Annotated in this window: 13 protein-coding genes; 6 read left to right on the top strand and 7 right to left on the bottom strand. The window is 72.9% G+C overall.

Annotated features, from left to right (window positions below):
* Positions 1-25 precede the first annotated feature (25 nt).
* On the top strand, positions 26-3,244 hold the full coding sequence (locus tag ACZ38L_RS14975) for a S41 family peptidase (protein WP_465692905.1): 3,219 nt from the start codon (positions 26-28) through the stop codon (positions 3,242-3,244).
* A 128-nt stretch (positions 3,245-3,372) separates the two neighbouring features.
* Here ACZ38L_RS14975 and ACZ38L_RS14970 read toward each other — a convergent pair whose 3' ends face one another.
* The gene (locus ACZ38L_RS14970; protein WP_465692903.1) at positions 3,373-3,627 is read right to left on the bottom strand and encodes a hypothetical protein; all 255 of its coding nucleotides are present in this window, start codon (positions 3,625-3,627) and stop codon (positions 3,373-3,375) included.
* 261 nt (positions 3,628-3,888) lie between these two features.
* On the opposite strand from ACZ38L_RS14970, the gene ACZ38L_RS14965 reads away from it, so the two are divergent.
* A complete protein-coding gene (locus ACZ38L_RS14965) occupies positions 3,889-4,578 on the top strand; it encodes a hypothetical protein (protein ID WP_465692901.1) in 690 nt (229 codons plus the stop codon).
* Positions 4,579-4,596: 18 nt separating this feature from the next.
* On the opposite strand, the gene ACZ38L_RS14960 is transcribed toward ACZ38L_RS14965, so the two are convergent.
* Positions 4,597-6,639: a phosphocholine-specific phospholipase C gene (locus ACZ38L_RS14960; protein ID WP_465692899.1), complete on the bottom strand. Its 2,043-nt coding sequence runs from the start codon at positions 6,637-6,639 to the stop codon at positions 4,597-4,599.
* 398 nt (positions 6,640-7,037) lie between these two features.
* Between ACZ38L_RS14960 and ACZ38L_RS14955 the strand changes: the two genes are divergently transcribed.
* Positions 7,038-8,198: a M20/M25/M40 family metallo-hydrolase gene (locus ACZ38L_RS14955; RefSeq protein ID WP_465692896.1), complete on the top strand. Its 1,161-nt coding sequence runs from the start codon at positions 7,038-7,040 to the stop codon at positions 8,196-8,198.
* A 12-nt stretch (positions 8,199-8,210) separates the two neighbouring features.
* On the opposite strand, the gene ACZ38L_RS14950 is transcribed toward ACZ38L_RS14955, so the two are convergent.
* The 3 genes from ACZ38L_RS14950 to ACZ38L_RS14940 form a co-directional block, all read right to left on the bottom strand.
* Positions 8,211-8,627, bottom strand: a complete 417-nt coding sequence (locus ACZ38L_RS14950) for an ester cyclase (protein ID WP_465692894.1) — start codon at positions 8,625-8,627, stop codon at positions 8,211-8,213.
* Positions 8,628-8,838: 211 nt separating this feature from the next.
* Positions 8,839-9,048, bottom strand: a complete 210-nt coding sequence (locus ACZ38L_RS14945) for a DUF397 domain-containing protein (RefSeq protein ID WP_465692892.1) — start codon at positions 9,046-9,048, stop codon at positions 8,839-8,841.
* Entirely contained in the window at positions 9,008-9,877 is an 870-nt protein-coding gene (locus ACZ38L_RS14940; RefSeq protein ID WP_465692890.1) for a helix-turn-helix domain-containing protein, read from the bottom strand. The genes ACZ38L_RS14945 and ACZ38L_RS14940 overlap by 41 nt, the downstream gene beginning before the upstream one ends.
* Before the next feature lie 123 nt (positions 9,878-10,000).
* Here ACZ38L_RS14940 and ACZ38L_RS14935 point away from each other — a divergent pair, with 123 nt between their 5' ends.
* From ACZ38L_RS14935 to ACZ38L_RS14925, 3 genes are read left to right on the top strand one after another with little or no spacing between them, the layout of a single operon-like run.
* Entirely contained in the window at positions 10,001-10,234 is a 234-nt protein-coding gene (locus ACZ38L_RS14935; RefSeq protein WP_465692888.1) for a hypothetical protein, read from the top strand.
* Positions 10,221-10,544 carry a hypothetical protein gene (locus ACZ38L_RS14930; protein WP_465692886.1) on the top strand — a complete coding sequence of 108 codons (324 nt, stop codon included), beginning with the start codon at positions 10,221-10,223 and terminating at the stop codon, positions 10,542-10,544. The genes ACZ38L_RS14935 and ACZ38L_RS14930 overlap by 14 nt, the downstream gene beginning before the upstream one ends.
* Complete coding sequence (locus ACZ38L_RS14925; RefSeq protein ID WP_465692884.1) at positions 10,541-10,723, top strand: hypothetical protein; 183 nt, start codon at positions 10,541-10,543, stop codon at positions 10,721-10,723. The genes ACZ38L_RS14930 and ACZ38L_RS14925 overlap by 4 nt, the downstream gene beginning before the upstream one ends.
* Before the next feature lie 55 nt (positions 10,724-10,778).
* On the opposite strand, the gene nadE is transcribed toward ACZ38L_RS14925, so the two are convergent.
* Both nadE and ACZ38L_RS14915 read right to left on the bottom strand, forming a co-directional pair.
* Positions 10,779-11,609, bottom strand: a complete 831-nt coding sequence (gene nadE / locus ACZ38L_RS14920) for an ammonia-dependent NAD(+) synthetase (RefSeq protein ID WP_465692881.1) — start codon at positions 11,607-11,609, stop codon at positions 10,779-10,781.
* 170 nt (positions 11,610-11,779) lie between these two features.
* Entirely contained in the window at positions 11,780-12,364 is a 585-nt protein-coding gene (locus ACZ38L_RS14915) for a TetR/AcrR family transcriptional regulator (RefSeq protein WP_465692878.1), read from the bottom strand.
* Positions 12,365-12,380 lie beyond the last annotated feature (16 nt).

Raw genomic sequence — 12,380 nt, 5'->3', positions numbered from 1 at the left:
GCCGGTCCCCCGGTACCCCCGAAGGATGGACGGGGTGACGACTCAGCCCGGGTATCTGCGCTTCCCGCACCTGCGCGGGGAGCTGCTCGTCTTCACCGCCGAGGACGACGTCTGGTTGGCCCCGCTGGACGCCGACGGCGCCGCGGCCGGTCGGGCCTGGCGGGTGAGCTGTGACCGGACCAGGGTCAGTCACCCCCGGCTCTCCCCGGACGGCCGTACGGTCGCCTGGACCAGCTGGGCCGCGCTCACCCCCGAGGTGTGGACCGCGCCCACCGAGGGCGGCCCGTCCGTCCGGCTGAGCCACTGGGGCAGCTCGGACACCCGGGTGCGCGGCTGGCTGCCGGACGGCCGGGTGCTGGCGGTCAGCTCGCACCACGAGCCGTTCGCCCACTACACCTGGGCCTACGCGCTGCCGACGGACGGCTCGCCGGGCACCCGGCAACCCTGGGGTCCGGTCCGCGACGCCCAGGTCACGGCCGCCCACACCGTCCTGCTGACCGGCGCCGCACCGCACGAGCCGACCGCCTGGAAGCGCTACCGCGGCGGCGCCCACGGCCGGCTCTGGCTGGACGGCGAGCGGCTGCTGCCCGATCTGGCCGGCCACCTGGCCGCGCCGCTGCTGGTGGACGGGCGGGTGGCGTTCCTCTCCGACCACGAGGGCATCGGCAACCTGTACTCCTGCCGCCCCGACGGCACCGACCTGCGCCGGCACACCGACCACGCCTCGTACTACGCCCGGGAGGCCGCCACCGACGGCCACCGGGTGGTCTACCAGCACGCCGGTGACCTCTGGCTGCTGGACGGCCTGGACACCGCCGCCCCGCTCCGGCTGACCGTCCCGCTCGGCGGCGCCCGGGCCGGCCGCCGCCCGTACCAAGTCACGGCCGCCCGCCAGCTCAACGACATGGCCTGCGACGCCACCGGCCGGGCCGGTGTGGTCGCGGTGCGCGGCAGCCTGTACTGGCTGACCCACCGGGACGGCCCGGCCCGGGCACTGGCCGACACGCCCGGTGTGCGGGCCCGGCTGCCGGTGATGCTCGGGCACAGCGGCCGGGTCGCCTGGGTCACCGACGCGACCGGCGAGGACGCCGTGGAGCACGTCCCGCTGCCCGGCCACCCGGGCCACCCGCCCGAGGAGCCGCGCCGGATCGCCGCCGGGCGACTCGGCCGGGTGCTGGAACTGGCCGCCGCGCCGGACGGGCGCACGCTCGCCACCACCGCCTCGGACGGCCGGCTGCTGCTGGTGACGGTCGAGGACGGCACGGTGCGCGAGCTGGTCCGCTCGGAGTTCGGGCCGGTGCGCGGACCGGTGTTCTCCCCCGACTCGCGCTGGCTGGCCTGGTCGCAGCCGGTGGCCGGCCGTTCGCTGCGCCGGATCCGGCTGGTCCGGTTGGACGCGCCCGAGCAGATCATCCAGGTGACCAGCGGACGCTTCGAGGACGAGCAGCCGGTCTTCACCCGGGACGGCCGCTACCTGGTCTTCCTCTCCTGGCGTGGCTTCGACCCGGTGCACGACGTGCACACCGGCGACCTGTCGTTCCCGCTGGGCTGCCGCCCGTACCTGGTGCCGCTGGCCGCCGACACGCCGTCGCCGTTCGCCGCGCCGGTGGACGGCGGGTACGGGCCGCCGGAGAGCACGGGTGACGGGACGGTCGTGGTGGACGCGGAGGGGCTGAGCACCCGGCTGGTGGCGTTCCCGGTGATCGCCTCCAAGTACTCCGCGCCCTGGCCGGTCCGCGGCGGCGTGGTCTGGCTGCGCTGGCCCATCTCCGGGATGCTCGGGGAGACCTTCGCCAGCCCGACCGACGTCTCGGCCCGGCCCGCGCTGGAGCACTTCGACCTGGCCAGCGCCACCCGCAGCACGCTCCAGGAGCAGCTGGACGGCTACGCGGTCTCCGGTGACGGCGGCACCCTGCTCACCTTCTCGGGCGGCGTGCTCAAGGTGCTGCCGCTGGGTGCGCCGGGCGCGGCGGGCGTCGTCGACCTGCGCCGGATCACCCACACCGTGCACCCGGCCGCGGAGTGGCGGCAGGCCTTCCACGAGGCGGCCCGGCTGGTCCGCGACCAGTTCTGGGACCCGGGGCTCGGCGGCCTGGACTGGACCGCGCTCACCGCGCAGTACGAGCCGCTGCTGGAGCGGATCGCCACCCCGGACGACTTCGCCGACCTGCTCCGCGAGCTCCTCGGCGAGCTGGGCACCTCGCACGCGTACGTCACCGCGGCCCGGCGCGGCGAGGGCCCGGCGCCGGTGCAGCAGCCGCTCGGGCTGCTCGGCGCCACGACCACCCGGACGGACGACGGGCGCTGGCTGCTCTCGCACATCGTGCCCGGCGAGTCCTCCGACCCGCGCGCGCACGCCCCGCTGGCCGCACACGGGGTCCGCGACGGCGACGAGCTGGTCGCCATCGCCGGGCGGCCCCCCGACCCGGTGCGCGGGCCCGACCCGCTGCTGGTCGGCACCGGCGACACCACGGTCGAACTGGCCGTCCGCGGCGGCCCGGACGCCCCGCTGCGGCGGATCGCGGTGACCCCGCTGACCGACGAGCGGCCGCTGCGGTACCAGGACTGGGTGCTCAAACGGCGGGAGCTGGTAAGGGAGTTCAGCGACGGGCTCTGCGGCTACCTGCACATCCCGGACCTCGGCGGTTCCGGCTGGGCCCAGTTCAACCGCGACCTGCGCCGCGAACTCGACCGTCCCGCACTGGTGTTGGACGTGCGGGGGAACGCTGGCGGCAACGTCTCGGAGCTGGTGCTGGAGAAGCTCAGCCGCCGGGTGCTCGGCTGGGACCTGCCGCGCGACCGCCGCGCGATCCGCTATCCGCGGGACGCCCCGCGCGGTCCGGTGGTGGCGCTGGCCGACGAGGCCACCAGCTCGGACGGGGACGTGATCATCACGGCGGTCAAGTTGCTCGGGCTCGGCCCGGTGGTGGGCTCGCGCACCTGGGGCGGGGTGATCGGGACCACCGGCCGGCACGTCCTGGGCGACGGCACCCAGATCTCGGTGCCCTCGACGGCGTCCTGGTTCACCGGCGGGTACGGGTTCGCGGTGGAGAACCACGGGGTCGAGCCGGACGTCCCGGTGGTGCGCACGCCCCGGGACTGGGCCGCCGGACGCCACACCGACCTGGCGGCGGCGGTCCGGGTGGCCCTGGACCTCCTGCGCCGCCACTCCGCCGCCGCACCGCCACCGGCCGGCACCCCGCGTCCCGACCTGCGCCGCCCGCCCCTGCCGCCGCGGACCTGAGACTCCCCGTACGGGGTGAGCACCGGGTGAGCGGCACCGCGCCGGAGGGCGCACCTCGGGGGTGCGCCCTCCGGCGCGGTGATCAGCGGGCCTCCGCCGGGGCGACGGGCGGCGCCGAAGCAGCGGGCCTACTTCTCCGGGTCGGGGCCGCCTTCGCTCTCCATGTCGTGGGCGGCCTGCTCGATCTCGTCCTGGCCCATGTCCTGGGCCTTGTGGGTGGCGTTGCCCATCGCGTCCGCGGCCGGGCCGGGCATGCGCTCGCCGGCCTTCTGCCCGGCCGAGCCCATCGCGTCGGAGGCCTGCTGGTGGTGGCCGCCGAGTCCGGCCTTGGCGTGTTCGAGGACCTCGTCCGTCTTGCTCCTGAACCGGTCGAAGAATCCCATGTCTCCTCCTTGTGGTGGTCGGCCAAGGGACTGTGACCAACATGTCACCGCTGGTACCACCCCGCACGTCGAGCAGCTCGGCCGGCGGCTACCCTCCCGCCTCAGCCCCCACACCCGCCCCCATACCCCCCCGGCGGCGGCGAAAAAGTTCCCGCCCCGGGCAATCACCGAGCCCTTCCCGGTAGTGCACCAACCGTGAGCGCACCCCCTCCCGGAAAGGGCCGACCATTGCCCCGCCCTGCCAGGCTCCGCCAGGTCCTGATGGCACTGCTGACCGCCGCCACCCTTGCCGCCTGCAGCAATCCGCCACATTCCGCCGCGGTCGACCACACCCGCGGCGTCCCGCCGTCCGGCCAGACCGCGCCGGCCACGTCAGCCGCGCCCGTCAGCCCGGCCGGCCTGCCCGGCGTCGGCCCGGCCGCAACGGCCCGGATACCCGCGGACACCGACCAGGTCCTGCTGGTCACCGGCCAGGCCCGCGACTCCCCGGCCTCCACCGCCGCCCTCTACCAGCGCACCCAGCAGGGCTGGCGGCCCGCCGCGGCCCCCTGGCCCGCCCACAAAGCGCTCAACGGCTGGACCGACGACCACCACGTGGGCGACCTGCGCTCCCCGATCGGCGTCTTCACCCTGAGCGACGCCGGCGGCCTGCTCGCCGACCCCGGCAGCAAGCTCCCCTACCACCAGTCCCCGGGCTTCACCATCGGCGGCGACGGCTTCGACGGCGAACCGCTGACCGGCTCCTTCGACTACGTGGTGGCCATCGACTACAACCGGGTCAGCGGCAGGTCGCCCCTCGACCCGACCCAGCCACTGGGGACCGGCAAGGGCGGCGATGTCTGGGTGCACGTGGACCACGGCGGCCCGACCACGGCCGCGTCAGCCTGTCGAAGGACGACATGGCGGCACTGCTCCGGGCCCTCGACCCGGAGCAGCACCCCGTCATGGTGATGGGCGACGCGGCCTCGCTCAGCCGGTGACGCTGGCCGCCCCCGTCTCCAGGTGCCCGGTGAACCGCTGCGACCAGCTGGCGTCCACGTCCACGGTCACCGACAGGTCGTACCAACCATCGTTGTAGGCGCACGCGTTGAAGTAGTCGCTGACACTGCCGCCGGCCGGGACCTCGTACGTCCAGGGCCCGTCCGTCCGGTAGTTGTTGGCGGCGATGGTGAAGGTCACCGCCGAGCTCCCGCTGTTCGTCAGCTCGAACCAGATCGCGAGCTGCCCGGTGTCCGGCGCCGCCGCGTACGAGGCGGCCACCGCCACCGCCTTGCCGGCCTTGGTGGTGTTACCGGTGAAGCGCCGCAGGAACCGGTTCGGCCCGACCACGCTCAGGTCGTACGCGCCGTTCCCGTACCCGGTACCGCAGTTGAAGAAGTCGCTGGTCGAGCCGCCAGGGTCCACCGTGTACTGCCACGGCCCACCGCTCCGGTAGGCGTTCGCGTAGGCCGCGAAGTGCGCCGAACTCGTGCCCTGGGCACCGACGTTGGCCATCGACAGCCAGACCTTGGTGACACCGCCGGAGTCGAACTCGAGGTGATCCAGGTTGGCGTTCGGCTGGTACGGCAGCGCCCGGGCCTGCCGGGTACCGGACTCCTGCACGGGCAGCGCGTTGTTCGCCGGCGCCGGGTTGGGCAGCGGGCCGCAGGCGGACAGGCCGATGGTGGCCGAGGTGTCGGGCAGCGCCGGCAGACCGTACACCGGGTTGGCGAAGTCGAAGACCGAGGTGAGGTCGCCGCACACCTTGCGCCGCCACGCGCTGATGTTGGGGCAGCTCGCCGGCTTGCCGATGGCGGCCGTCCAGACCTCCAGGAAGCGCAGCACCGAGGTGTGGTCGAAGACCTCCGAGTTCACCCAACCACCGCGGCTCCAGGGCGAGATGGCGATCATCGGGACCCGGAACCCGAGCCCGATCGGCGTTCCGCCGTACGTCTCACCGGCGGTTCCGGCCGGGGCGACGGGCGGCGGCACGTGGTCGAAGAACCCGTCGTTCTCGTCGTAGTTGAGGAAGAGGATCGAGGAGTTGTAGACGTCGGGGTCGGCGTTCAGCGCGTCGATCACCATGTGCACGAAGTGCGCGCCGTCCTCGGGCGTGGCGTAGGGGTGTTCGGACGAACCCTGGTCGGCGACCACCCAGGAGACCTGCGGCAGCGTGCCGCCCAGCACGTCGGCGCGGATCGCGGCGGCGATGTCGTTCGGGGTGTCGCCGGTGCTAGGCACCGAACCCATGCCCTTGACGGCCAGGTCGCTGCCGGCCGGCGCGTTGGCGAACTGGGTGAAGTAGGCCAAGGCGTTGTCACCGAAGTTGTCGCTGGCGTTCTGGTAGACCTTCCAGCTCACCCCGGCGGCCTCCAGGGCCTCGGCGTAGGTCTGCCAGCGCAGCCCGGACTCGTCGCCGCCGTCGTACGCCGGGCCGCCCGCGGTGCCGGCCGGGTCGATCCAACCGCTCCAGTGGTAGGTGCGGTTGGGGCCGGTGGCACTCAGGATCGAGCAGTGGTAGGCGTCGCAGACGGTGTAGTTGTCGGCCAGCGCGTAGTGGAACGGGATGTCGGCACGCTGCAGGTAGCCGAGTGTGCGGATGTTGCCCTTGGCCGAGACCCAGGAGTCCATCCTGCCGTTGTTCCACGCCGCGTGCTGGTCGCTCCAGGCGTGCGAGAGGTCGCCGTTGCACTGGGCAAGCCGCTCGGGGTCGGCGCCGCCGGCCGGACCGGTGGCGCCGAACGCCCACGGGTACTGCCGGCCGCTGCCGTTGGGCTGGTTGAACACCGAGTAGCCGCCGGCGAGTTGGATCGCGCTGCGGTCGGCGAAGCCGCGGACGCCCTGCAGCATGCCGAAGTAGTGGTCGAAGCTGCGGTTCTCCTGCATCAGGATCACGATGTGCTGGGCGTCGGTGATGGTGCCCGTGCTGGTGAGCCCGGTCGCGGCGGCGGACGCGGTGGAGGCACTCACCGCCGCGGTGGCCGCCGCACCCGCAGCGGCCACCATGAACGTTCTACGGCTCAGCTCTGTCATCGGGATCGCCAACCCTTCGATCGCGCCGCGCCGGGCGGCGTACCGGCCCCCGGGCGGATGCCGCGCGGCGCCTGAGGCCCTGTCCGCATGCCGTACGCACGTACGCGCCTTGGGGGTTGTGTGCACAACTTGAGCCGCGCGCCATCCTGACCCCACCGGCTCGCCGGAAACCAGGGGTGTGCGGCGAGTTTGGCGGACTGTTCGCCTCACCGTCAGCGGGTTGCCGCAGGGTGAACCCGAGTTGGCCGTGCCAGGGAGATGGGCCCAACTGATCGTTTCGGGTGTGGCGGCGGCTCCACGCCTGGCGGCGGGCGATCCACCGGCCGGCAAGGCGGCCGTTCGGACACCGCTGCCGGGCCCCACGCCAGGGCGCGTGGGCAGTGGGCGATGATGTCGGAGTGGAGACGATCAAGGGCGACGACCGACTGGCAGGGCTGCGCCGACGGACGGACCGCATGGTGGACCAGCTCGGGAGGCTGGTTTCCGCCGAGACCCCCTCGGAGGACCTGGCTGCCTGCGCCGCCGGTGCGCACGTGGTCTCCGAGCTCGGGAAGGAGATCCTGGGGCACCCGGCCGAACTCGTCGAGTCCGCCGGCCGGACTCACCTCCGCTGGCGCTGGCCCGCTCGGGCAGGTGGCGCCACCGTCGCCCTGATCGGGCACTACGACACCGTCTGGCCGCTGGGCACGCTGGAGCGCTGGCCCTTCGCGGTGGACGAGGCCGCCGGTACGGCCACCGGTCCGGGCTGCTTCGACATGAAGGCCGGCATCGTTCAGCTCCTGCACGCCGTCTCGGTGTTGGACGACCGGGCCGGGGTCGAGATCCTGTTGACCTCCGACGAGGAGGTCGGTTCCCACAGCAGCCGGCACCTGATCGAGGACCTGGGCCGACGGGCCGTCGCCGCGCTGGTCCTCGAGGGCTCCGGTCGCGGTGCGCTGAAGACCGGGCGCAAGGGCACCGGCATGTACCGGCTGGACGTGGCGGGCCACGCGGCGCACGCGGGCCTGGAGCCGGAGAGGGGAGCCAACGCGCTCACGGCGTTGGCGCACCTGCTGCTGGCCGTCGACGCCCTGGCGAGGCCCGAGGTGGGATCCACCATCACCCCGACCCTGAGCGCGGCGGGCACCGCGAGCAACACGGTCCCGGCCCATGCGTACGTCGAGCTGGACGTGCGGGTCCCCAGCCAGGAGGAGGCCGACCGCATCGACGGCGCGCTGAGGGACCTGACGACCGTCGTGCCCGGAACCTCGCTGACCGTCAGCGGTGGACCGCACCGTCCGCCGCTGCCGCTCGCGTCCAGTGCCGCGTTGTTCCGGCGCGCTCGCACCCAGGCGGCCCGGCTCGGCCTGGGGCCCCTGCGGAGCATCGTGGTCGGGGGCGCTTCCGACGGGAACTTCACCGCCTCGGTGGGTTGTCCCACGCTCGATGGCCTGGGCGCCGTCGGCGACGGGGCCCACGCCGAGGGCGAGCAGGTCTCGATCGTCGACATGCCCGACCGTGCGGCGCTCCTGGCTCACCTCGTCGACGACCTGCGCGCGGAGCCGGACTCCGCCGGCTGACCGCACCCCCGGTCAGAAGGGCGGAATCTGCTCGGGCACCAGCCCGGCCTGGCGGAGCAGGCCGTACAGGTCGGTCTCGCCCCAGAACTCGACGATCAGTCCTTCGCGGAGCCGGTAGGACTTGACTCCGGTCATGGTGATGTCCCGGCCGCTGCGATCGTGGGTGTAGGTGAGGGTGAAGGCCACGGTGACCCGGTCGCCGGCGGCGAAGAGGTCGTCCACCCGCACGCGGCAGTTGGACAGTCCCGGCGTCAGCACCGATCCCTCGGGGAGGTGTCGGCCCCGGCCGTGGAAGCCCGCACCGTGCACGAGGACGTCCTCGGCGACGAGTTCCTCGAGCTCGGCGACCTCCCTCGTCTCGAAGACCCGGAGGTAACGGCGGACGACCTCGGCGTTCCGCCGGCTGACGGCTTCGGTTGAGTCGGACATGGAAGGACCGTACCTCCGGCCCGCAACCGAGGTCGACCCCGGTGCGGCCGGGCTGGACGGCGAGTGCGTCGAGCATGAACTGCTCGGACCGGCGGGCCTGATCGGCCGCGGCCAGGTGATCGGGGTAGTCGATCTGGGTCGGCGCGGCGGTCTCGAAGGGGCCCTCGGTCATGTGCGTACGGTACGTGGGCCCCACGGACCGTACGCATGGTCAGATCTGGTCGAACGTACCGACCTTGACGGCCTGCACGAACGTGGCGAACGAAGCGACCGGGAACTCCAGCACCGGCCCCTCGGGATCCTTGGAGTCCCGCACCCGCCCGGGACTCGCGACATCGACCTCGACGCAGTCACCGCCGCCACCACCACCATTGCTGTAACTACTCTTCCGCCACTGGGCGGTGTGCTGATCGGTTCGCATGGCGCTCGTACTCCTCCACTACCGCTCTGATCATCTCTGCGGAGTCCCGCGGCGACAGGGCCTCGGCCCTGAGGAGATCGTAGATCTCGCGAAGCGCGATGACCTCCTCCCGACGCTCCTCAAGGTGCCCCGTACTGCTGCCTTCAAGGTAGGCCACCAGGGACCGTTCGGGCGAGGTCAGCAGCGTGAGCGAGCCAACCATCGCACCGTGCGCACCACTCCCGAACGGCAGCACCTGGATCGTCACATGCGGCAGCTCACCAGCAGCCAGGATGCGACCAAGCTGTACCCGCATCACCTCGGGGCCGCCGACCGCCCTGCGCAGTGCACCCTCATCCAGGATGAACCAGTACCGGGCGGGCTTGGGTCCGTACATGCGCTTCTGCCGGCCGAGGCGCACCGAGACCCTCTCCGCGATCTCCTGCTTCTCTGCATACGGGGTGGCAGATCGGAACAGCTCCCGCGCGTAGTCAGCCGTCTGGAGGAGGCCGGGCACGATCGGGACGTAGCTCTCATGGACCACCGCCTTCTCGGCCTGTCCCAGGAACCGCCGGTACCGATCGGGGTACGGCTCCTTCTTCGCCAGCGGGTAGAGCCGGCCGAAGATCCCGTCCGTCCCGAACGCCACGTCCAACTTCTCGGACAGCCCCTCCGGTGGCAGCGACTCCGCCGCCTCGATCCGCGCCAGATGGGCCTTGCTGAAGTTCACGATCTCCGCCAGGGCGGCGATGGACATCCCGTTCGCCCGCTCGCGGCGGCTCCGGATCTCCCACCCGTACAGATCGCGGGCCGAGCGTTCCGGCTGAAGCTCGTTCGGCTTGAAGCCCACTTCCGCTCCCCTCGCCACGCGTCTCCTCCTGTCGAGTGGAGACGCGGTTCCGCTTCCCAGGATAGCTCCAGAGCGCGACGATCGAGACACAGTCAGTGACAACTACTCCCGGGGTCCCCAGCCATGACCTCGAGACTCCAGCGGCAGATGCACCTCGCCCGTGCCCAAGCGGTCCACGCACTCGCCGATTTGACCGACTCCCTCGGCTCCGCCGGGATCGTCCTGCCCTCCGCCGCCCTCGACGACCACGCGCCGTGCACCGGCATCGTGCTGATCGAACTCGGGCGTGCCCGAGCCGACGTGGTGCTGCGCATGGCCCAGTTGATCCGCATCGGGGTCCGGCATGAGCACTCCTGATGGGTTCCCCACCATCGAGCAGCACCAGGCCCGCCTCTACCGGCTGGAGGCGGAGCGGGCCATCCGCTCCCTCACCGACACCCTGGACCTCGCCGAACTCCCGCCGCTGGTCGGCCTGGAGGCGTTCCGCATCACCGTCACCCCGGCCAGCGCGCACGTGGAGCTGGGCGGTTGCGGCGCTCGGACGCTCCAGGCGATCTCCGACTACCTGGCCGCCCACACCCGTCGCCTCGGCCGTGTCATCCGGGGTGTCACGCTGCCCGCTCGACTGGCCGAACTGCCCACTCTGCCAAGGGAACTGACCGAATGAGCCGCATGACGATCCGCACCTACCGGATCACCTCCGCCGGCCAGCGGATCGACCTCACCGCCCCCGAGGAGGTCGAGACGGAACACCGCCCGGCCGCGCCCCTCGCCTGGTCCGGCCGCGGCTGCCTCCGCTGCCTCCAGGCTCGCCCCCACCCGGACGAGGAGCCTCGGCACCGCTAGGTGTACTGGCCGGCCGGCGCGCGATCCGGCACCCTCCCGCCGGCGAGGAACCGGCTCAGGGGGCGATCGGCAGCTGCCGCTTGTGCTCGGTGAGCCGGTAGCGGCGGACGATGACCCCGAGGGCGGCCTCGTCGACCGGCTTGCCCTCCAGCAGGTCGTCGATGTCGTCGTAGCTGACGCCGAGCGCGTCCTCGTCGGGCCGGCCCGGCTTCAGCGTTTCCAGGTCCGCGGTCGGGGTCTTCCGGACCAGCGCGTCGGGCGCACCCAGCTCCTGCGCGATGGCCCGCACCCGCCGCTTGGTCAGGCCGGTGAGCGGAACCACGTCGGCCGCGCCGTCGCCGAACTTGGTGAAGAAGCCGGAGACCGCCTCGGCGGCGTGGTCGGTGCCCACGACCAGGCCCTCGTGCGCGCCCGCCACCGCGTACTGGGCGATCATGCGCTGCCGGGCCTTGATGTTGCCGTGCACGAAGTCCTGGTGGTGCGCGTCGCGGAAGACCGTGCCGCCGGCCAGCACCGCCTCCAGCGCGGCGTCGCTGGCGGACTTCACGTCGACGGTCAGGATCCGGTCGGGCCGGATGAACTCCAGCGCCAGCTGCGCGTCCTGCTCGTCGGCCTGGGCGCCGTACGGCAGCCGCATCGCGAAGAACGTCGCCTCCCGCCCGGCGTCACGGACCCGCTCGACGGCGAGCTGGCACAGTCGGCCCGCGGTCGTGGAGTCCACCCCTCCGCTGATGCCCAGCACGAACGAGCGCAGACCCGTGGAGGTCAGCTGGTCGGCGAGGAAGGCCGCCCGGCGCTCGATCTCCTGCCGCGCGTCGAAGGACGCGGTCACCCGGAGATCCCGGGCGATCTCCTGCTGCACGGATATGGACGCCAGGTCGGTCACGGTTGCTCCTCGCTCGGGCCCGCGGGGCAGGATCGGCACGCGCCGCCGGGGCCACAGGCGCGCGTGGGGGACGGAAGCACTCTAGAGGAAGGCCGCGAAGCCCTGCTCAGGGCCTGTGCCCCGGCAGCCGCCCTCCCGCTCGGGGGACCGACCCGGTGAACCGGCGGCGATCACCGGCCCGCACGGGGGACGAAGCGGTCGACCAGGAGCGCGAGGCGGTCGGGGACCCGGTCGGCGGGCAGGCGTCCGGCACGGGTGAGGGTGACCAGCCCGTGCAGCGCGGCCCAGAAGGTCTCGGCGAACAACCCCGGCTCATCGGGGTGCGCGTGGTCGGCGAGGGGCTCCAGCAGGGCCTCGAACGCCTCGCGCAGCGGGGCGGGCGTGGCCTCGTCGGCGAACAGGAGGCCGTTGTCGAGGCTGAACATCGCGTCGTACAGGACGTGGTTGCGCGCGGCGAAGTCGGTGTAGGCGCGGGCCATCGCGGCCGCCGCCTCCCGGCCGCCGGGCCGCTCCGGGACCGCGGCGCGCAGTGCGGCCGTCAGCTCGGCGAACCCCTCCAGCGCGACCGCTCCCACGATCTCGCTCTTGCCCCGGAAGTGGCTGTAGAGCACGGGCTGGCTGTACTCGATCCGCTCGGCGAGCCGGCGCGTGGTGACGGCGTCCCAGCCGTGGGTCTCGGCGAGCTCGCGGGCCGTGGAGACGATCAGCCTGTGGCGGTTGGCCCGCTCGCGTTCCTTGCGTTCGTGTACCGACATGGGTCGATTCTAGCAT

The organism is Kitasatospora sp. NPDC024654 (genome assembly GCF_055559155.1).
Note: the sequence above shows the minus strand (reverse complement) of the source record. Positions and strands in the feature narration are given on the sequence as shown.

Coding starts and splice junctions, on each gene's coding strand:
- ACZ38L_RS14945 (WP_465692892.1), bottom strand. CDS start 9,048: ATGCGAACCGATCAGCACACCGCCCAGTGGCGGAAGAGTAGTTACAGC.
- ACZ38L_RS14935 (WP_465692888.1), top strand. CDS start 10,001: ATGACCTCGAGACTCCAGCGGCAGATGCACCTCGCCCGTGCCCAAGCG.
- ACZ38L_RS14950 (WP_465692894.1), bottom strand. CDS start 8,627: ATGTCCGACTCAACCGAAGCCGTCAGCCGGCGGAACGCCGAGGTCGTC.
- ACZ38L_RS14930 (WP_465692886.1), top strand. CDS start 10,221: ATGAGCACTCCTGATGGGTTCCCCACCATCGAGCAGCACCAGGCCCGC.
- ACZ38L_RS14965 (WP_465692901.1), top strand. CDS start 3,889: ATGGCACTGCTGACCGCCGCCACCCTTGCCGCCTGCAGCAATCCGCCA.
- ACZ38L_RS14970 (WP_465692903.1), bottom strand. CDS start 3,627: ATGGGATTCTTCGACCGGTTCAGGAGCAAGACGGACGAGGTCCTCGAA.
- ACZ38L_RS14925 (WP_465692884.1), top strand. CDS start 10,541: ATGAGCCGCATGACGATCCGCACCTACCGGATCACCTCCGCCGGCCAG.
- ACZ38L_RS14960 (WP_465692899.1), bottom strand. CDS start 6,639: ATGACAGAGCTGAGCCGTAGAACGTTCATGGTGGCCGCTGCGGGTGCG.
- ACZ38L_RS14975 (WP_465692905.1), top strand. CDS start 26: ATGGACGGGGTGACGACTCAGCCCGGGTATCTGCGCTTCCCGCACCTG.
- ACZ38L_RS14915 (WP_465692878.1), bottom strand. CDS start 12,364: ATGTCGGTACACGAACGCAAGGAACGCGAGCGGGCCAACCGCCACAGG.